Annotated in this window: 14 protein-coding genes and 1 tRNA gene; 12 read left to right on the top strand and 3 right to left on the bottom strand. The window is 39.9% G+C overall.

All coding sequences use genetic code 11. The features are described 5' to 3' along the window. The first annotated feature begins 181 nt into the window (after window positions 1-181). A complete protein-coding gene (locus tag GO621_RS12850) occupies window positions 182-3,112 on the top strand; it encodes a TonB-dependent receptor (protein ID WP_157567659.1) in 2,931 nt (976 codons plus the stop codon). A 154-nt stretch (window positions 3,113-3,266) separates the two neighbouring features. Next, a complete protein-coding gene (locus GO621_RS12845; RefSeq protein WP_157567657.1) occupies window positions 3,267-3,851 on the top strand; it encodes an LOG family protein in 585 nt (194 codons plus the stop codon). A gap of 174 nt (window positions 3,852-4,025) precedes the next feature. Here the strand turns inward: GO621_RS12845 and GO621_RS12840 are convergent, their stop codons facing one another. Next, complete coding sequence (locus GO621_RS12840; RefSeq protein WP_157567655.1) at window positions 4,026-4,235, bottom strand: hypothetical protein; 210 nt, start codon at window positions 4,233-4,235, stop codon at window positions 4,026-4,028. Window positions 4,236-4,277: 42 nt separating this feature from the next. On the opposite strand from GO621_RS12840, the gene GO621_RS12835 reads away from it, so the two are divergent. The 6 genes from GO621_RS12835 (at window position 4,278) to GO621_RS12810 (ending at window position 10,763) form a co-directional block, all read left to right on the top strand. After that, window positions 4,278-7,250 (top strand): CheR family methyltransferase, encoded by a 2,973-nt coding sequence (locus GO621_RS12835; RefSeq protein ID WP_157567653.1) that lies wholly within the window; start codon window positions 4,278-4,280, stop codon window positions 7,248-7,250. Between the two features lie 10 nt (window positions 7,251-7,260). Next, window positions 7,261-8,847 carry a PAS domain-containing sensor histidine kinase gene (locus GO621_RS12830; RefSeq protein WP_157567651.1) on the top strand — a complete coding sequence of 529 codons (1,587 nt, stop codon included), beginning with the start codon at window positions 7,261-7,263 and terminating at the stop codon, window positions 8,845-8,847. Window positions 8,848-8,870: 23 nt separating this feature from the next. Then, window positions 8,871-9,890: a chemotaxis protein CheB gene (locus GO621_RS12825; RefSeq protein ID WP_157567649.1), complete on the top strand. Its 1,020-nt coding sequence runs from the start codon at window positions 8,871-8,873 to the stop codon at window positions 9,888-9,890. A 161-nt stretch (window positions 9,891-10,051) separates the two neighbouring features. After that, window positions 10,052-10,124 (top strand) — tRNA-Thr (locus GO621_RS12820). Window positions 10,125-10,146: 22 nt separating this feature from the next. Next, window positions 10,147-10,368 (top strand): hypothetical protein, encoded by a 222-nt coding sequence (locus GO621_RS12815; RefSeq protein ID WP_157567647.1) that lies wholly within the window; start codon window positions 10,147-10,149, stop codon window positions 10,366-10,368. An 89-nt stretch (window positions 10,369-10,457) separates the two neighbouring features. Then, window positions 10,458-10,763: a hypothetical protein gene (locus GO621_RS12810; RefSeq protein WP_157567645.1), complete on the top strand. Its 306-nt coding sequence runs from the start codon at window positions 10,458-10,460 to the stop codon at window positions 10,761-10,763. Window positions 10,764-10,832: 69 nt separating this feature from the next. Here GO621_RS12810 and hscA read toward each other — a convergent pair whose 3' ends face one another. After that, complete coding sequence (gene hscA / locus GO621_RS12805) at window positions 10,833-12,677, bottom strand: Fe-S protein assembly chaperone HscA (RefSeq protein ID WP_157567643.1); 1,845 nt, start codon at window positions 12,675-12,677, stop codon at window positions 10,833-10,835. Between the two features lie 630 nt (window positions 12,678-13,307). Between hscA and GO621_RS12800 the strand changes: the two genes are divergently transcribed. From GO621_RS12800 to gmhA, 4 genes are all read left to right on the top strand, one after another. Continuing rightward, complete coding sequence (locus GO621_RS12800) at window positions 13,308-14,297, top strand: virulence RhuM family protein (protein WP_157567641.1); 990 nt, start codon at window positions 13,308-13,310, stop codon at window positions 14,295-14,297. 88 nt (window positions 14,298-14,385) lie between these two features. Then, window positions 14,386-17,193: a TolB-like translocation protein gene (locus GO621_RS12795; protein ID WP_157567639.1), complete on the top strand. Its 2,808-nt coding sequence runs from the start codon at window positions 14,386-14,388 to the stop codon at window positions 17,191-17,193. Window positions 17,194-17,272: 79 nt separating this feature from the next. Further along, window positions 17,273-18,268: a D-glycero-beta-D-manno-heptose-7-phosphate kinase gene (rfaE1, locus tag GO621_RS12790; protein ID WP_157567637.1), complete on the top strand. Its 996-nt coding sequence runs from the start codon at window positions 17,273-17,275 to the stop codon at window positions 18,266-18,268. Window positions 18,269-18,270: 2 nt separating this feature from the next. Beyond that, a complete protein-coding gene (gmhA, locus tag GO621_RS12785; RefSeq protein ID WP_157567623.1) occupies window positions 18,271-18,825 on the top strand; it encodes a D-sedoheptulose 7-phosphate isomerase in 555 nt (184 codons plus the stop codon). Between the two features lie 173 nt (window positions 18,826-18,998). Here the strand turns inward: gmhA and GO621_RS12780 are convergent, their stop codons facing one another. Further along, the gene (locus GO621_RS12780; RefSeq protein ID WP_157567621.1) at window positions 18,999-21,206 is read right to left on the bottom strand and encodes a glycoside hydrolase family 3 C-terminal domain-containing protein; all 2,208 of its coding nucleotides are present in this window, start codon (window positions 21,204-21,206) and stop codon (window positions 18,999-19,001) included. Window positions 21,207-21,272: the final 66 nt, after the last annotated feature.

Below are 21,272 nucleotides of genomic sequence, written 5' to 3'. Positions count from 1 at the left end.
AAACAACTTGTGTAAATATTATTCAAACCATATCTTAGCCTACTTATTTTATAGAGTTTATGTACTACTTCTTTTACCACCTCTTTTTATGTGAATGCCTGCCTTGTTGTTGTTGAAGCAAACAACACCTTCTACCATCTCAAGCAATTTATGATCAACCCAAATTCAATTAATTTAATTCATGGAAATTTCTACATCCAATTTAAAAATCCGTTTACTTTTTATTTTACTGCTGCCCCCCTTCCTGTCTTTCGCCCAAATAAATGGCAATTACTTGTTAAGCGGAATTGTAAAAGATGATAACGGACAAACGCTTCCTGGTGTTTCTGTTAAAATTACAGGCAGCACTGCCGGAACTATTTCTGATACGCAAGGCAGGTTTTCTATTGCCACCAATGCAAAATTTCCTTTGCACCTGGTGTTTTCAAGCATTGGTTTTAAGCCGCAGGAATTTGTGGTGAACAAACCGGGAAGCCAGCTAAATATACAACTGGTTACCCAATCTATGATTGTAAACGAAGTAGTGGTAACCGCTTCCCGGCAGGAAGAAAGGATTATGCGTTCGCCGGTTGCTATTGAGAAACTGGATATCCGCGCCATCCGCAACTCTCCTGCCCCAAGCTTTTACGATGCTTTAGAAAACGTAAAAGGTGTGCAAATGACTACTTCCAGCTTAACTTTTAAAGTACCCAATACGCGCGGTTTTAATATCCCGAACAACTTCCGTTTTATGCAGATGGTTGATGGCGTGGATATGCAGGCAGCAACTTTAGGCGTTCCGCTTGGAAATGCAATTGGCCCAACAGAACTGGATATTGCAAGTGTGGAAATTACGCCCGGCGCAGCTTCTGCTTTGTATGGCATGAACGCTATTAATGGTATGGCCAACTTGATCACTAAAAACCCTTTTGCTTATCAGGGTCTAAGCGTTTATCAGCGTACAGGTGTTAACCACGTAGATGGAATTGACCATTCGCCAAGTGTTTTAACCGAAACTGCGGTTCGTTACGCTAAAGCTTTTAACCACAAATGGGCTTTTAAAATCAACGGAAGTTATATGCACGGTATCGACTGGATCTCTAATTCACAGCAAGACCAAAACCCGAATTATTTACCGAGCGCCAATCCGGCTTTTCCGCAATTGAACGGTGCTAACAACACTGCTTATGATGCCTGGAACCGTTATGGCGATGATGCCCTTGCAGGAAGTAACCTGGTTTCTATAAGTGGCTTAACCATTAATGGTAAAGCCAACCAAACCTTGCGTGTTGCCCGTACCGGTTACTACGAAAAAGATTTGGTGGACCCGGAAGTTAAAAACATTAAAGCTGATGCCGAATTGCATTTTAAACCAAACGAACATACCGAAATTACTTATAGTTACCGCATTGGTGATATGGACGGAACATTCCAGCGTGGTAATAAAATTAGGTTGGATGGCGTAATTGTACAAAACCACAAGTTGGAAGTGAAAGGCAAAAACTTTAAAATCTTAAGTTACATCTCTTTGGAAAATACCGGTAACTCTTACAATGTTAAACCACTTGCCGATAATTTAGATTTGTATAGCGGCGGCAGTAACAGCGTTTGGGCTGCAAAATATAAAACAGCCTTAGTAGCACAATTAAACAATGGCGTTGATTTGGCAACTGCAAACAATATGGCACGTGCTGCTGCTGATGCAAGCCGTGTTGTACCGGGAACACAAGCTTTTAATGATCTTAAAAATACCATTATTGGTATCAATAACTGGGATATTAAATCGAGTTTAATTCCGGATGCACCCGCTACAGGCGGTGCAGCTTTAGTTCAAAAAAGCCGGATGTACCATGTGGAAGGCCAATGGGACTTATCAAAAACGGTAAAAATATTCGATTTATTAATTGGTGCCGATGCCCGTTTATACCAGATTATTCCGGATGGAAATAACTTTGTTGATTTTTCCCGCCCTATTGCCGATAGAAACAAACAGCTTCCTGATGGCAGCTTTGGCAACGATGTATATTATAAAAAAGTAGGTGCTTTTGCACAGGGAACAAAGGCTTTTTTTGATGAAAAATTAAAGCTGGTAGGTTCTTTAAGGTTTGATTACAACCCGTATTATGATCCTAAAGTTACGCCACGTATTGCTGCCGTTTATTCTCCGGTTGATAATCATAATTTTCGGGTTACTTTTCAGCAAGGTTACCGTTTCCCTTCTTTGTTTGAAGCTTTGTCTTACGTAAATAATGGACGCGTAAAAAGAGTAGGCAGTTTATCTTTTATCGATCAGGGTTTGGGATATTTAGAGAACAGCTACACGCAAACCTCTGTGATCAACTTTAATAATGCCGTAGCAGCAGCCGGAAACACAGATGCAGCAGCTTTAGCCAACCGAAATTTATTACAGGTTGCAGATTTGCCAAAAGCCCGCCCGGAAAAAATAAACTCTTTTGAAGTTGGTTACAAAAGCGTAGTGCTGGATAATAAAGTAGTAATTGACTGGGATGCCTACTCCAACATTTACAACGGCTTTTTAGGCCAGGTACAAGTTTATGTACCAAAAGCAACAACCGTTGGAACTGATGCAGCAGTTTTGGCCATGCTGGACCGTAACCGCGATCCGGCAGCAGCAACTACAACAACAGCCGCAAGTGCCGGACAAGACCGTTACCGCGTTTACACCAATGCCAAGAACGATTATCATAATTATGGTTCGGCTTTAGGCGTTACGTACAACTTTTATCAGAAATTTAGTTTGGCAGGCAACATCAGCTTTAACAAACTGGTAGCTAATAAAACCGATGATATTTTTGTAACCGGTTTTAACACACCAATTCTTTCTACCAATCTTTCTTTTGGCAATCGCGAAATTGTTAAAAATTTAGGTTTTAATGTGATTTACAAATGGCAGCAGGGCTTTTTGTGGGAAAGTCCGCTGGTAACTGGTAATGTTCCGGCAATCCATACTTTTGATGCACAAGTAAGTTTGCGTGTTCCTCAATATAAAGCCAACTTTAAATTAGGTGCAACAGATTTGTTAGACCGGCGGTACATTCAATATGCCGGCGGCCCAACCATTGGCGGCTTGTATTATCTGGCCATTACTTTAGATGGCTTGCTGGAAAAATAGCATACTGTTTTTACCGGTATAAAAACAGCATCAGCGCTGTCATTTCGCTCGAAAAGAGAAATCTTTTTTAAAATAGATATCTCCTTTTTACAGAATGACGGCGCTTTTTTGTTAAAAATTCTTTCCTTTAAAACACAATCACGACTTTAGAAAAATGAAATCTATTTGTGTTTTCTGCGGAGCAAATTTTAATGGTGATGAACAACTGAAAACTGCAATTGGTCAACTGGCAGAAATTATGGTAAACCAAAACATTTCCTTAATTTTTGGCGGAGGGAAAGTTGGCGTAATGGGATTAATTGCAGATGCTGTTTTACAACGCGGCGGAAAAGCAATTGGTGTTATCCCTACATTTTTAATGGACAAAGAAGTTGGCCACAAAGGCTTAACCGAAATGCATGTTGTAGAAAACATGCACCAAAGGAAGCAATTGATGAACGAATTGTGCGACGGCATCATTACTCTGCCTGGTGGTTTCGGAACATTGGAAGAGTTTTTTGAAGTATTGACTTGGCTGCAATTAGGTTTACACAACAAGCCTATTGGCTTACTAAATATAAACGGTTTTTACGATTTTTTGCTAAAACAAATGGATGTAATGGTAGAAAACCGTTTTTTGAAACCTACAAACCGTAACTTGGTTTTAAGCAGCAGCAAGCCGGGGGAATTAGTTAAACTGATGCAAAACTTTAATACTTTGCCGGACGAAGTTTGGTTTAAAGATCAAAACCTTACCTAAAAAAGTATGCTAAAAGAAGCATTGTAATTTTACGGAAGATCACATTTTCCTGGTTGCTGCTTGTTAAAACATTTCAAACATTAAAAAGCATCTTAAACGGGGAGTTTAAGATGCTTTAACCAATTATAAACCTAATCTGAGAGAGAATTATTGTTTTATACGTTACAAAAAGCATTAAGTTTCAAAATTTACTTGTTTAACAGTTAATAGTTCTTTTTTTTCAGAAGAAACTTTTTTCCTTTTCCCATATTTATAAATAACTTTGGTAGTTAAGATTACTCCCGGGCAGTAAGTATTATTTAAAATATATTTTACTCCTTTTCTATTTGCCCTTTTGTTGTTCGGCATCATCCTAATAAATGTTTTACCTTTATTTGCATCCAAGGCAAACCCTCATATTTTATTAAATTTTATTCTACATTTTTAATGGAAAACGCTAAAGAAATTCCGGCCGAACCAAACAGGGCTGATCTTGAAATATCAGAAGACAAAAAAAACGTTACACCTTTAAAGCTGCACCGGCAAAAACCTTTTCCTATTGTGGCCATAGGCGGCTCTGCCGGCTCCTTTCAAGCTTATGAAAAATTTTTTACACACATGCCTGCCGATAGTGGTATTGCTTTCGTTATCATTTTACACCTCGATGCCAATCATTCTGGTAACGTTGCCGAACTGATCCAGTCTTTTTCACCCATGCCGGTACAACAGGCAGAAGACGGCATTTTGGTTCAGCCTAACCATGTTTATATTATCCCGCCCAATAAAGACATGGGCATACATAACCGCAAACTACTGCTTTTTGTACCAACAAAAGGGCTTGGCCTGCGCCTGCCTATTGATTATTTTTTGCAAAGCCTGGCAGAAGACCAATGGAACAAAGCCGTTGCCATTATCTTTTCCGGTATGGGTTCTGATGGTGAAACCGGCGTAAGGATTATTAAGGAAAAATTAGGCATGGCGATGGTGCAAGACCCGGAAACAGCACAATTTGATAGTATGCCCAAAGCTTCTATCGGTACAAATCTGGCAGATTATGTTTTGTCGCCCGAAGAAATGCCGATAAAACTGATCCAATACCTTAATCATCCGGCATTAGATGAAGAACCGGTTGAACAAATAAAATCAGAAATCAGGGACACAAATTCTATCCAGAAAATACTGATGGTGTTGCGCGGCCATACCGGACATGATTTTTCCCACTATAAAAAAAGCACTATTACCCGCCGTATTGACCGCCGGATCGCTTACCACCAATTGCCGGATTATTCTCATTACATTAACTTTTTGAGGGAAAACCCATCTGAAATTGATGTGCTTTTTACTGAACTGCTTATCGGTGTAACTAAATTTTTCAGGGACAGCCAGGCTTTTGAATCACTTAAAGAAAAACTTTACCCTATTTTGCATTATAAAACTGATACCGAACCGGTAAGGGTTTGGGTAACGGCTTGCTCAACAGGCGAAGAAGCTTATTCTATTGCAATGATATTAATGGAATGCTTTCATACAATAAAAGTTAAGCGGCTGCCAAGAATCCAGATTTTTGCGACTGACTTGGATATGGAAGCTATAAAAATAGCACGTACCGGCCTGTATAAAAGTAATATTGTTGCTGATGTTTCTCCTGAAAGGATAGAGCAGTTTTTTAGTAAGAAAGGCGACAGTTACCAGGTAAAAAAAGAATTGCGGGAAATGATTGTATTTGCACACCATAACATTATTAAGGATGCCCCTTTTACCCGTTTGGATTTATTAACGTGCCGGAATGTGATGATTTACCTGAATACAGACTTGCAGAAAAAAATCATTCCTATTTTTCATTACTCATTAAACCCACAGCGTATTTTAATGCTTGGCCCTGCAGAAACCATTGGTGGTTTTACAGATATGTTTGCCCCGGTAGATCCGAAATGGAAAATATTTGAACGGCGTGAAAATCCTTCCAATTCAGTTAAAACAATTGATTTTCCGTTTAATGTTGCCAAACAAACCTCCACTAATCCAAAGGAAGAAACAGTAACAGTTAAGAAAAAAACACTGGCAGATAGTTTTAATAAATTTTTGCTGGATACTTACACGCCTGTTTCTTTACTGGTGAACGAAAAAGGAGATATTTTATACATTAACGGCAAAACCGGAAAGTTTTTGGAGTTGAATTCTGGCGAAGCAGCAACCAATGTTTATGAAATGGTTAAAGAAGGGCTGAAATATGTCCTTCGGAATGCAATCCATCAGGCGCGGATCCAAAAAAATACAATTACCGTAAACGATATTAAAATTAAAGAAGATAACCATACCAGGCTGGTAAATATTAAAGTCAGCCAGATGAACGATGCCACGTTTGACGGCCTCACCTTAATTATCCTTGAAGATAAAGGTATGGTAAAAACAGCATCGGCTTTAAAAACAAAAAAAACGGCTAAACCAGAAACCAATGCTTTGGCAAATGAGCTGGAAAAAGAACTGGAATACACCAAGCAGCAATTGCACAGCACTATTGAGCAGATGGAAACTTCGCTGGAAGAACTAAAATCTACCAACGAAGAGCTGCAAAGCACCAATGAGGAACTGCAAAGTACCAACGAAGAATCGTTGACCACGAAGGAAGAAATGCAATCGCTCAACGAAGAGCTAATGACCATTAACACTTCATTTCAGTTTAAAACCGAAGAGCTGACGCGGTTGAACAATGACATGAAAAACCTGCTGGACAGTACAGAAATCAGTACCGTTTTTTTGGATAACCGCCTCATGATTTTGCGTTTTACACCAACGGCAAAAGCTTTGTTTAACGTTATTGCTTCTGATATCGGCCGTTCGATCACCGATATTGTATTTAATTTTGACCTTCCTGATTTTAAAGCTCATATACTTCAGGTAATTGAGACCCTGGTATCAAAAGAAGTAGAAATCAGGACCCGAAAAGGAGAATGGTATAACCTGCGTATTATGCCTTACCGCACGCTTGATAATTTTATTAACGGTGTAGTGCTCACTTTCACCAATATTACTTCTTTAAAAGTATTGCAGAAAAAAGTGGGTACGATGATTGAATATGCCCAATCCCTCGTAAACATAATGTCTTCCCCTGCCCTTTTGCTAAACCAAAAACAGGAAATAATTACCGTAAACCAGGCTTTTAAAAACTTTTTTCTTCTGGAAGAACAGCACTTAAAAGGAGTTCCTTTTCCGGTTGTTTTGCATGAGTTCTGGAAAACTACAAAGCTGGATAAGCCCGTCAAAAATTTACCGCAAGAAAAAGCGGTGATGGAATTAGAACATGATTTTCCTGCAATCGGCAAAAAACATTTAACCATTACCAGCATGCCCTCTGTTAATAAAGATACTGCTGAAACATTGCTGGTCATGATTGTTATTGAAGAGAAAGCGCGCAGGTAATTTTGAAGCCATGAACAACGATAAAAGTAAATTGCTTGAAACATTAAGGCGAAGGGCAGAAAACCTGTTAACAACCGATAAAAACAGTATTGGTGATTTGGAAACCATTGAAGTTAAAAAGGTTTTTCACGAGTTGCAGGTACACCAGTTGGAGCTTGAAATGCAAAATGATGAATTGCAGGTTGCTTCGCAGGAACTGGAACAACAACGTTTAAAATTTACAAATTTATTTGAACTTGCACCAATAGGGTACTTTGTTACCACTAAATCCGGTATCATTCAGGATGTTAATTTCGCAGGTTTACAATTGCTTCAGGATGATAAAAACAAGCTGGTTGGAAAGCCTTTATTATTGCATGTGCATAAAGATGATAGAGATATTTTTTACAAATATTTCAGGTATTTACATTTAATTACGCAGGCACAGAGCTGCCAGATCAGGCTGATTAATACACAAAACCGGGTTTTTAACGTACAAATAGAAGGAATAGCTTTGCATACGGCAACAGGCCCTATCTGCTACTTAACTGTAACCGATTTTACCGGAAAGCAACAGGCCGATCTCGAATTAAAGGAAGCAAAAAAGAGGCTGGAGATTGCACTGGATGCTTCTTTAACCGGAATATGGGAAATTGATATTGTAAGCGGAGAAATTTACCTCGATAATTTTTGCTGTTCGCTTTTTGGCTTTAACCCCAACAGTTTTGATGGAAAATATGATACTTTGCTTGGCAACATCCATCCTACAGACCGTAAAAACGTGGATGACCACATCCGGAAAACAATAACACAGGAAATAGAATTTAATATTAAGTTCCGTACCCAAATACCAGAAGGAAACGTTCGTTACATCCAGGCAAGGGCACAAATTATAACAGACCAGGAAGATAAAAAGCGCTTTATCGGCACTTTTACAGACATCAGTGAAAAAACAATTTTAGAGCTTGAAGCGGCACATATTAAAGAAGAGCAGCAACAGATGATTTTGGCAGCCGGGTTACAAGCCGAAGAAAACGAAAAAAGAAGGATAAGCGAAGTATTGCACAATGGTATTGCCCAAATGTTGTATGCTATAAAAATGAGTATTGGCCAGGTAAACAATACGGATGTAATGCCATTATTTGAACATATTAATCAATTACTTAACCAAAGCATTAAGGATATCAGGAATGTTTCTTTTGAACTGGCACCTTCCATATTAACAGACTTTGGACTGGCTGCCACTTTAGAGGATTTGGCGCTTCGTTTATCAAATGAGCAGCTTTTGGTAGTTACCAAAGTTTGCAACATAAACAAGGATGCAGATTTTCAGTTACAGCTTAATATTTTCCGTATTATCCAGGAATTAATTAATAATGGTATTAAACATGCTTCTGCAAGTAAAATCATTATTGAAGTTGTAAAAAAAAATAAAACAATTGGGATTACCGTTTCTGATAATGGAATTGGTTTTAAACCCGATAATAATAGTACAGAAACACCCAAAGGAATAGGTTTAAGCAGTATTAAAAATCGTTTGGGACTTTATAAAGGAACAATCTATATAACATCTGAGCCGAAAAAAGGTACAATAGTTCATATCAGCCTTAAAGTTTAAATAAAACTGGTAGTATAATTATCATGGATCAGATTAAATCAGTAATTGTAGTTGGCACATCGGCCGGTGGCTTACAAGCCCTCAGTCAAATGTTAAAAAATACTCCAGAAAGTATGGATGCCGCCATATTTGTTGTATTACATGTATCGTCCCACTCTACCGGAAACATTTTAGTACAACATTTACAAAAACAAACTTCATTTGTATGCCGGATTCCGGAAGACGGAGAAGCTATACAAGGCAAACATGTTTATATAGCTAAACCGAATTTTCACATGCTTTTAAAGCGTGGAATTATACGGATGATCAAAGGCCCGCACGAAAACCGTTGGCGGCCATCTATTGATGTACTTTTTCGATCGGCAGCAGCAAATTACAATTCTAAAGTAACAGGAATTATTTTAACAGGTTTGCTTGATGACGGCACATCCGGAATGATTGCCATTAAAAGATGTGGCGGCACTTGCATTGTACAGGAACCGGATGAAGCAGAGTTTTCTGACATGCCAAAAAGTGTTTTAAACCATGTAGAAGTTGATTACAGAGTACCTGTTTCTGATATTGGATATATACTGGATGATATGAACTCACAACCTGTTAACCCTGAAACTATTGTTCCTGATGATATCAGGATTGAGGATGAAATTACCGAAAAGATGAACAGCAGTATAGATAGTTTGAAAAAAATTGGTACACAAAGCAACTACACCTGCCCGGATTGCGGTGGTACTTTATTTTTAATCAACAGGAAAGATTCGCTGCTCCGCTACCGTTGTTTTACCGGCCATGCATATACGGAGCAATTGCTTCTGGATAAACAATCTGAAGCGTTGGAAGATTCTTTATGGATAACCATCCGAAGGATGGAAGAAAGAAAAAACCTGTTACAAGCAGCAGCAAAGCACCTGGAAGAGTTAAACCACGAAGGCCTTAAAGCCGAAAAATTAGAACAGGCGGAAGATATAAACATCCATCTGGAAAGATTAAAAATGCTTTTGGTTTCGCTGAGTATAAAAACCGGATCAAATAATGGATTTGAATAAACAAAAGTTAAATTTGTATCGGTAAAAGAAGTATTGTTAATGTTGTCCGGAACTTGTTTGTAGCAACATTGAAATTGTTTCAGGAATTCTCATAAAGAAAATCTTTTCTAATAAGATGCTGAACATGTTAGGCATGATATTTCACAAATTTTAATAACAAAGCCGACGTAGCTCAGCTGGTAGAGCAGTGCTTTCGTAAAGCAAAGGTCGCAGGTTCGATTCCCGTCGTCGGCTCATCACAATTATAAAACCAATAATGGAAACAGAACCGTTTGAATTTTACATTCACCACCTCGGTGAAAAAGTACATTGCCGGATTGAGCCGAAAGGCGATGATTTTGAAACCTATTTTGACGGAAAATATCAAACCCGGATCAGGTTCGACCAGCACGGCCATTGCTACCAGTTAGGCGGCGGGCCTTTAAACATGGAGACCATGCAGGCAATAGAAGATGGCATAGAAAGTCACATGTTGTAAACAATTACTGTTTTTCTTTTAAAACTTTACAGGCCAAGATGCGTTGCATCAATACACGAAACATAAATTTCGTTGCTAAAAGAAGCATTATGGATACGCTGAAAAAATTTGCCGCAATGGAAAAGATCGTTCACGAGCTGGAAGATTTGAGAAACAGCCAACAGGCAATTATTCAAAAATTAGGAAAAATTGAAGTTGACAATATGGATCTGGGAGATAAAAGGCTGGATACAGAATTACCTGATATGCACCAGCGCATTTCTGATAACCTGGATGCCATTGCTGGTATTTTAGAATATTTTGCCGGAAATACCGACAAATTCCACGATACAAATAATGTTGAACAACTAAAAGAAGAAAAAGCAATCAGGGAAGCTGCCGGAAACGAAGAATAAGCTGCAACTGGTTTAACATAAAAAAGGCACTGCTTGGTGCCTTTTTTATGCTGGTAAAAGAAGCATGGCCTACTCTACACTTTTGCCTTTCATTGCAACGCTGATTGCCTGGTCCATTAACCGTTCTGCAAAAGGGCGCGTAAATTCGTTTAAAGCATCGATCTTTTTCAGGATCAGGTCCTTATCGCCTAAAGTAAGCGATTCTTTCAGTTCTGCAACCAATTTTAAAGTAGCTGTAATTTCTGTTGCTGCTAAATAAGCTACATTTTTTTCTACAAAACGCTCGGCAGTATAAACCATTTGTTCGCCTTCTGTCCTGGCTTCGATCAGCATGCGTTGTTTTACATCTTCCTGGGCATGTGTAATACTGTCCATCAGCATTTGCTCCACTTCTGCATCCGTTAAACCGTAGGCCGGTTTAACTTCCACTTCCTGTTTTACACCGGAGCGTTGTTCCACAGCCTGAATGGTTAAAATGCCATCAGCATTCAGTAAAAAGTTAATATCCACTTTGGGGAAACCGGCCGGCATGGAAGGGATTCCTTTCAGATCAAATTCGGCTAATTTCCGGTTTTCTTTTACCAGATCGCGCTCGCCCTGGTAAACAGCAATTTTCATGTTCACTTGTCCGTCAATTGAAGTTGTGTATTGCCTTCCCGCTTTTGTAGGGATTTTTGCGTTGCGAGGAATGATCACGTCCATCAAACCGCCCATCGTTTCAATTCCTAAAGAAAGCGGTGTAACATCCAGCAATAAAATATCGGTACGGTTTCCGGCCAAAATATCAGCCTGGATAGCTGCGCCTAAAGCAACAACTTCATCCGGGTTTACTTCATCATGAACCGGTCGGTTAAAAAATTCGGAAACCATTTTTTTAACCAATGCTGTCCGCGTTGATCCGCCAACCATTACCACTTCATCTATTTGGTTAACTTCCAGTCCGGCATCTTTTAACGCGTTGCGACAGCTTTGAATCGTTTCTTCTACTTTTGGTAAAATGAGCGATTCGAAAGTTTGACGGTCAATGGTACACCAAATATCCCCTACTTTTTCATTGAACAAAATTTGGTTTGCGAAAGCTTTTTTAGCTTCTTCAGCTTTTAGCCTCAATTCTTGTTGCGGCACATCCAATTTGTTTTGCAGGTTATTTTTTTCGATCCAGTAATTTACAATTAAACGGTCAAAATCATCTCCGCCTAAAAAAGTATTGCCATGGGTTGCCAGAACTTCAAAAATGCCGTTTTGGATTTGCAGGATGGAAACATCAAAAGTTCCGCCGCCTAAATCATAAACAGCAATGGTTTTGGTTTCATCCGGGTTTAAACCAATGCCGTAAGCCAGGCTTGCAGCTGTTGGCTCGTTTACAATCCGCAACACATCTAAACCCGCTAACTTTCCGGCATCGCGCGTAGCCTGACGTTGCGAATCATTAAAATAAGCAGGAACGGTAATTACTGCCCGGTTTACCGGTGTTTTTAGGGCATGTTCTGCCCGTTCTTTCAGTTCTTTCAGGATCAGGCCCGACAGTTCTACCGGCGTATAAAAAGCATCGCCGACTTTAATTTTTACTAAACTTTCGGTATCGTCGTCTATAATTTTGTACGAAAAGAAGTTCTGGTAATCAGCAACATCTTTGTAAGAACGGCCCAATAACCTTTTAACCGAGAAAATAGTGTTCTGCGGATCGCTGATCAAATAATCCCTGGCTTCATTTCCAACCGTAATTTCGCCAGACGGGCCAAAATGGATCACAGAAGGCACCAAAAAACCTTTTCCCATATCGTTTATCACCTGCGGATTTTTATCAGGATTGATAAAAGCCACCAGCGAATTGGTTGTACCGAGGTCGATACCAACGATTATTTCTTCCTTTTGTATAGAACCGGTTGTTAAATTAATTGAAACTTTAGCCATGATGCTGCAAAGTTAGGAGTTTTGGTTAATGGCGTGTCATGATAGTGTAGAAGGGGTTTGGAGAGCATGTTTACTTTGATTGGGGAAGAAGCGGTTTTTTTATTCGTTCTTTTTCATTAGGGAAAAAAGAACAATAAAAGGGCGAAAGCCCGATCTTAAAGTTTGTGTTGTACTGACTTGTTTTTTTCTTTGTACGTTCTTTTGCTTGATCAAAAGAACCAAAAATCAAGAATGCCGGATCGCCTCCGGGCGGCATTCAGCCCTGCGCGCCTGTGTGGCTACCTTTCTGGCGCTGTATCAGTTGGCAATTTGGCCACCGGCAAAGTCATCGCCCTGGTGCGGAAAAGAACGTTAAATCAAAGTTTAAAGAAAACTTGGACATTTCTCTTAGGATGTATTCTATACAATAGAACCTTTCAAACATTCATCTATAAAACAAACTTTTAAAGGCACCAACTGCGTGAAAATAAATAAATTGTTTATTTTACCTCCGCTAAAATCTTTAGAATGTCTGCCCAAATCCAGCTTGCAGCCCTGCTGTTTTTATCAACCTTTTTTGGGTGCTGTTTTTATGCACAAAATTTTGGAGAGATCTGGCCTCCGCCTAATCAGAACTTATAACCCGAGCAAATGGAACAAAAAGGTGAAATATTGATCTACCAGTCCTCATCAGGCAATACCCAGGTTGAAGTAAGGATAGAGAATGAAACGGTTTGGCTTAGCCAAAACCAAATGGCAGAACTGTTTCAAACCACCAAGCAAAACATCAGCCTGCATATCAGGAATATTTTTACTGAAGGGGAATTGGATGAAAATTCAACTGTCAAGGATTACTTGACAGTTCAATTAGAAGGATCAAGAAAGGTAAAACGCGCTACTCAGTTTTACAACCTTGATGTGATCATATCGGTCGGCTACCGGGTTAAATCTCATATCGGCACTCATTTCCGAATTTGGGCTACAAAACGTTTAAAGGAATACATTATCAAAGGTTTTGTGCTGGATGATGAACGGTTGAAAGAAGCAAGAAATAATTACTTTGATGAGCTTCTTTCCCGTATCCGTGACATCCGCAGCAGCGAAAAAGTTTTCTATCGCAAAGTTTGTGATATTTATGCCACAAGTATGGATTACGATGCAAACCATGACCTTACCAGGGATTTTTTTGCAACCATCCAGAATAAATTTCACTGGGCCATACATACACATACGGCAGCAGAACTAATTGTGCAAAGGGCCAACGCAAGTAAACAAAATATGGGCTTAACTAATTTTCCTGGCAGCCAGATTAAAAAGCAGGATGTAATAGTTGCCAAGAATTATTTGAACGAAGACGAGCTGAACCAACTCAACCGCATCATCAGTCAATATCTTGAATTTGCAGAGTTACAGGCATTGCAACGCAAACCGATGTATATGAAAGACTGGCTTGCAAAATTGCATGGCTTTCTTACTCTAAATGACCGTGAAATTTTAGAACATACCGGTAAAGTAAGCCACTGGCAGGCAGAAGAATTTGCTTTTAAAGAATTTGAAAAGTACCAAAAGCAATTGGATACTGCCCAAACAGACGAGTTAGATCAAGCGGTAAAAAAGTTATCAACCCAAAAGAAGAAATAACGGCGATAGGTTTAGCATTACAAAATAAACGGTTAGCAGAAAGATAAATAAATGATTAATTTCCGTCCGCAAAATTAATCCACATCTAATGTCTGCCCCATCCAGGTTTGCTGTCCTACTGTTTTTATCAACCTTTTTTTTATGCCGATTACATGCGCAAGAGTTCGGTGGAAATCCGCCTTCCATTAAATGGCAGCAAATTAATACGCCAACTTTTCGTGTTATTTTTCCGAAAGGATTAGATTCTTCTGCAAGCCGCGTAGCCAATATCATTACTTACATGAACCGTGATATTGCACCTACAATCGGTTTCAGGCAGAAAAAGATCAACATTGTCCTTCAAAATCAAACCACAGTTTCTAACGGTTACGTCGGCCTTGCCCCTTTTCGCAGCGAATATTATTTAACACCGGACCAGAACAGTTTCGAGTTGGGAAGTTTGCGTTGGACAGACCAATTGGCCATCCACGAATACCGCCATGTGCAGCAATACAATAATTTTGATGTTGGTTTAACTAAAGTTTTTCATGCCATTTTTGGTGAAGGCGGACAAGCAGTATTAAGCACCTTAACCGTACCCAACTGGTTTTACGAAGGCGATGCAGTTTTTAACGAAACTTTAACAAGCAAACAAGGCCGCGGCCGCTTGCCTTTTTACTATAATGGTTACCGTGCGCTTTGGTCGGCAGATAAGAATTATAGCTGGATGAAACTGCGCAACGGCTCTTACCAGGATTTCGTTCCCAATCATTATCCTTTGGGTTACATGCTGGTTGCTTACGGACGGGAAAAATACGGAGATGATTTCTGGAAAAAAGTAACACACGATGCAGCGGCTGTAAAAAAAACTTTCCGCGGAGCAGTAAAAACTTACTCCAGCGTAAGTTATCTGCAGTTCAGGACGCAGGCTTTAAATTATTTTAAGAACGAGTTCTCCGCAGAAGACAAAAAACAGCAGGGGCCAAAGCATTTTGCAGCCGACGAAGAATTTCCGGCTTTTGTTAACGATACTTCTTTTATCTATGTAAAAACTTCGTACAGCAAAGTACATCAATTTATATTGAAAACTGGCGCAAAAGAGAAGGTAATCAGAACACGCGATAATTCTTTAGACAACCAATTCTCTTACAAAAACGGAAAAATTGTTTATGCGGCTTACCGGCCGGATATCCGCTGGGCGTACAAAGATTACAGCAGTTTGCAATTATTGGATGTTGCAACGGGAACACAAAAAAGCATTACTAAAAGAAGCAAATACTTTTCTCCGGATTTGAGTGAAGATGGAAAAACGATCGTGGCCGTACTGCAATCCCCGCAAGGGAAAAGTGAATTGCATTTGATCGATGTTGGGAGCGGAAAAGTGCTTCAAATTGTACCCAATCCGCAAAAGCTTGTTTATACTTATCCCAGGTTTCTAAATAATGAAGCCGTTATTGCTGCTGTCAGAAATGCAAAAGGCATGATGAGTTTAGCTGAAATTAACCTTGCAACCGGCCATGTCGGGAGTTTAACACCTTATAGTTTCAGGGTGGTCGGCTTTCCAACCATCAGAAAAGACTCTGTTTTTTTTACGGCTTCTGCGGAGAAAAACGACCAGTTATACATGCTTCTTTTACCGGGTAAAAATTTGTATCAGCTTAAAAACAAAGCTTTAAATTCGGAAATTGGGAATTATGAAGCAACCGTAAGCAGTCGCCAGATTTTATACAGCAGTTTTACGTCAGCCGGTTATCAACTGCACCAGATCGGGAAAAACGAGATCGATTTTCAGCCGGTTTTAGAAACAGAACTGGCATCACCTTTATCAGATTTAAACATCAGTAACCTGGAAAAAAACAATGCAGATTTGCTGGCTTCTGTTCCGGGCCATACTTTTCCGGTTAAAAAATATACCGGCCTTTCGCATTTGTTTAACTTTCATAGCCTGGAACCTTCTTTCAGCGATCCTGATTATACGCTTTCTCTGGTTGGCGAAAATATCCTCAATACTTTTCAACCCGAAATTTACGGTACTTATAATCGAAACGAAGGCTACAAAGAAATAGGTTTTGATGCTGTTTATGGTGCTTTATTCCCTTATTTATCCGGCGGTGTAAGTTATACTTTTGACCGGAGGGCCTTATACCGCGGAAGCAATGTTTATTGGAACGAGACGCAATTGCAAGGCGGTTTTACTGTTCCATTAACTTTTAGCAATGGCAGAACCTTTAGTAATTTAAGTTTCGGCAGTAATTATGTGTATAACCAAAGTATTTATACGGGCGCTTTTTCGGCTTTGGGTACGCAAGCTTACAGTTACCTGGATAATACAGTCCGCTTCAGCAGCCAGAACCAGAAAGCTTACCAGCAGATCTATCCAAGTTTGGCACAAACAGTTACATTAAATTATAAAACTGCAATATCCTATTATAACGCCAACCAATTTTTAGCAAATGCTTATTTTTATTTCCCAGGATTATTTAAAAACAACAGTTTGGTTATCAACGCCGCTTATCAGCAACATCATGGCGCTAATGGGTTAAGCCTTTTTTCTAACCAGCTTCCTTTTTCAAGAGGTTATACGGCCGAGAATTTAAGCAGGATGAACAAGGTAGCAGCCAATTATCATTTCCCGGTTGCTTATCCCGATGCTGGTTTTGCCAGCTTTTTTTACCTGCTTCGCATCCGTGCAAACGTGTTTTATGATTATACCCGCGCTTCTGATACTTATGCAAACGGGAAACCTTTTACCGCTAACTTCCGCTCTGCCGGTACCGAAATTTATTTCGATTCCAGCTTATGGAACGAGCTTCCCTTTACTTTTGGTTTCCGCTATACGCGTTTAATAGATCAGGACTTGTTTGGCAGTTACGGCCCAAACCGCTTTGAACTGATTGTACCTTTAAGTTTCTTTTAGCAGGCAAATTTGCAGGTAATTGTTTTTAAATAAAACAGGTAGTTAAACTTGTTTTGTATTTTCGCCCAATAAAAACAGCATGCTGCTACAAAAGATACGCTCACTTCCATCTGGTTTAAAACCTCCTAAAATCCTAATTATTGGCGACCTGATGATCGACCAGTACATCTGGGGAGATGCCAACCGGTTGTCCCCGGAAGCACCTGTTCCGATAGTTAACGTGAACAAAGAATCCAATACTTTAGGTGGGGCAGGAAACGTAGCCCAAAACTTAATTTCTTTTGGGGCCGAAGTGATTGTTGCAGGTTTAATTGGCGATGACCAGGCCGGAAAAGAACTTTTGGCGGTTTTGGCAGATGAAAATGCAGACCCAACGGGAATTGTAATCGACAGCAAAAGGCCAACAACGATCAAAACACGGATCATTGCCGGAAGCTACCAGATTGTACGGATAGACCGTGAAGTAAGCGAACCCATCAGTCAAACTTCGGAAGACGAACTGTTCCATAAAATCCACGCTCATCTTGCCGAAGCAGATATTGTCCTTTTTTCTGATTATAACAAAGGTGTCCTTTCCCCTTCCCTTTGTCAGCGGGTGATTACTTCTTGCAATTCCATCGGTAAAAAGGTTTTGGTTGATCCGAAAGGGCTTGATTTTGCCAAATACAAAGGTGCTTTTATCATCAAACCCAATAAAAAAGAACTCGCGCAAGCGGTAAAATTCGAAAAGATCGGCAGTACACAGGAATTGAAAAATGCTGCTTCAGCCTTATTTGAACTAACGGATGCCGCTTATCTGGTGGTAACTTTGTCGGAAGAAGGAATTGCTATCCTCACAAAAGAAAGCTACCAATTATTAGACGTTAAGGCAACCGAAGTATTTGATGTAACCGGCGCGGGAGATACCGTTCTGGCTACTTTGGCTTATTTTATTGCGCTTGGTTTTTCGGTAGAAGAAGCCTGCGAACTGGCCAACCACGCAGCGGCAATTGTGATCCGGCGGGTTGGAAGTGCCACAACATCGGTTCAGGAAATTTTGGAAGATATGGAAAACGATCATCATAACCACAATTAGAAATGGTAGCAGAAGAATTAAAAAGCCATCAGGAAACGATCAGCAAAGTAATCGAAATGCTTCTTTTACCGATAGAAAATGGTTGTGCCATAATCACCGAAACGGTGTTAAAAGGAAACAAACTGTTAATTGCCGGCAACGGCGGAAGTGCATCAGATGCGCAGCATATTGCTGCCGAATTTACCGGCAGGTTTGTAAAAGAACGCAAACCTTTGGCTGCCATCGCGCTTTCTACCGATACCTCTGCCTTAACTGCAATTAGCAATGATTACGGTTTCGAAAACGTTTTCAGCAGGCAATTAGAAGCTTTAGCTGTTCCCGGAGATCTTTTTTTAGGGATTTCTACCAGCGGCAACAGTGCCAATGTACTCAAAGCCTTGGAATCGGCAAAAAAAGCAGGTTGTAAAACATTAGGCCTGTCTGGCCGTGACGGTGGAAAAATGAATAGTTTGTGCGATTTGAATATTGTTGTCCCTTCGGATATTACCGCCCGCATCCAGGAAATGCATATTTTAATCGGTCATATTTTTTGTAAAGCTGTCGATGATTTGTTTTGAAGATTGATTTTCAAATGCTTCTTTTATCACCTAAAAATCATGGCCCTTTAAAAACATTTTAAACCGGATACTGCTATCATTTACATTTTTATGCGGTAAAAGAAGCATGCTTCTTTTACCGCATAAAAATGAGCAACCTAGTAATAATTGGTTAGCGTTTACAATCAAAAAACCTACATCACCCGCATCACTTTCCCAACCGTTTTTTTACTTGCCTGTGTTTGTGCATCCGGCTGGCTTCCACCTGCATTCAGCATAATACTTCCGGGGATTTCTTTAGAATTTCCCTGTTCATCAACTAAGGATAAGTCTTGCGGCGTTAAGGTAAAGCTTACATTTCTGGTTTCGCCGGCCTTTAAAAATATCCGTTTAAAACCTTTTAATGCACGGATTGGCGCAGTAGCATTGGATTTTAAATGCGATAAATAAAGCTGTACAACTTCTTCACCATCCATTTTTCCGGCATTGGTTACTTTAACACTAACAATCGTGTTTTTGCCAACTGCTACCTGGGTTGGGGTTTGTATTTCTCCGTATTTAAAAGTGGTATAGCTTAGTCCGTAACCAAAAGCATACAAAGGCTTTCCTTTAAAATAACGGTAAGTGCGGTTGTTCATGGAGTAATCTGTAAAAGAAGGCAAATCTTCATCGCTTTTGTAAAAGGTAACCGGTAAACGGCCTGCCGGATTATAATCGCCAAATAAAACATCTGCTAGGGCAGTTCCTGCTGCTTGTCCGCCGTACCAGGCGTTAACAATGGCAGGAATATTTTCTGCTTCCCAGGGAGTTGCAATAGCGCTGCCGGTCATCATTACAAAAACTACCGGTTTGCCTGTTGCTTTCAGGGCTTTTAACAAGTTCGTTTGTATTTCGGGCAAAGCGATGGAAGTACGGTCGCCGCCATTAAAACCAGGCTGGTTTACCTTCATTTCCTCACCTTCTAATTTTGGCGAAATCCCTCCTACAAAAACGATTGCATCTGCATCTTTAACCTGATCGGCAATGGCTTTTAGGTCTGTTTTCCCTGTTAAAGCTGCTGTAAAGTTGACTGCTTTGTCATAAAGCACCTCTGTTCCGCTGCCTAATTTTTCTTTGATGGCTTGTAAAGGCGTTGATAATTTAGTTGGATGGCCGTTATAATTTCCAAGAACTGTAATTGAATCATTGGCATTCGGACCTAAAACAGCGATCTTTTTCAGCTTTTTGCTTAGCGGAAGTGTTTGCTGCTCGTTCTTCAACAAAACGATAGATTGATGAGCCATTTTCAAAGCATGTTCCTGATGGGCAGGGCTTTCTAAAACACTTAACGGAATTTGTGCAAACTTTACTTGCTCAACCGGATCGAACAAACCCAAACGAAAGCGAATAGTAAACAATCTTTTTAAAGAAACATTAATTTGATCTTCAGTCAGCTTTTTATCCTGCACAGCCTGAATTAAGGAATGATAAGTTACCTTTCCGCATTCTACATCCGTTCCATGTAAAACAGCGTCTGCAGCAGCGCTTTCTGCATCGGGACTGGTTTTATGATGCTCGTAAAAATCATCAATTGCACCACAATCCGAAGTCACATAACCTTTAAAATTCCATTCATTGCGTAAAATGTTGTTCATCAGCATATCACTGCCGCAGCAAGGCTGGCCTTTAAAAGCATTGTAAGCACACATTACACCGGCCACTTTTGCATTTACCACCAACTCGTGGAAAGCCGGTAAATAAGTATCCCACAAATCATGGTCGCTTACGTTTACATCAAACTCATGTCTTGATGGTTCTGGTCCGCTATGTATCGCGTAATGTTTGGCACAAGCCGCTGCTTTCAAATACTTCGGATCGTTGCCTTGCAATCCGGAAACAAATGCTTTTCCCAAAGTTCCGGTCAAGTAAGGGTCTTCGCCGTAAGTTTCTTGTCCTCTTCCCCAACGAGGATCGCGGAAGATATTGATATTTGGTGTCCAGTAAGTTAAACCTAAATAAATACCTGTTTTGCCCGTCCGTGTACTTTCGTTGTTAATTGCCCGTCCTTCTTCAGCCGTATAATCTGCCATTTGGTGCAAAGAATTAGCATCAAAAGTAGCGGCCATGGCAATAGCCTGCGGATAAACAGTTGTTTTAAAAGAGGTGCGTGCCACGCCATGCAAACACTCGTTCCACCAGTTGTAAGCAGGAATATATAGGCGCGGAATGGCAGGTGCTGCGTTTAGCATCTGGTAAACTTTTTCTTCTAACGTTAAATGCGAAACCAGGTCGTTTACACGCGTTTCTATTGGCAGATCCGGGTCCTGGAACTGATACTGAAAATGCTTTTTTACGGACCATGAAGGAAGCAGGAATAGTAAAAAAGCAGCAACTGCTGCCAGGTTAAAGAAGTTTTTCTTCATTTTATTTAGGTCTTAGTTAAGAAAAGAAATGATGTACGAATATATTTCTTTTTCTGAACGAACCTA

This window comes from Mucilaginibacter arboris (assembly GCF_009754915.1).
GTDB classification, from domain to species: Bacteria; Bacteroidota; Bacteroidia; order Sphingobacteriales; family Sphingobacteriaceae; genus Mucilaginibacter_A; species Mucilaginibacter_A arboris.
The sequence above is the reverse complement of the archived record's forward strand: the minus strand, read 5'-3'. Positions and strand labels throughout refer to the sequence as shown.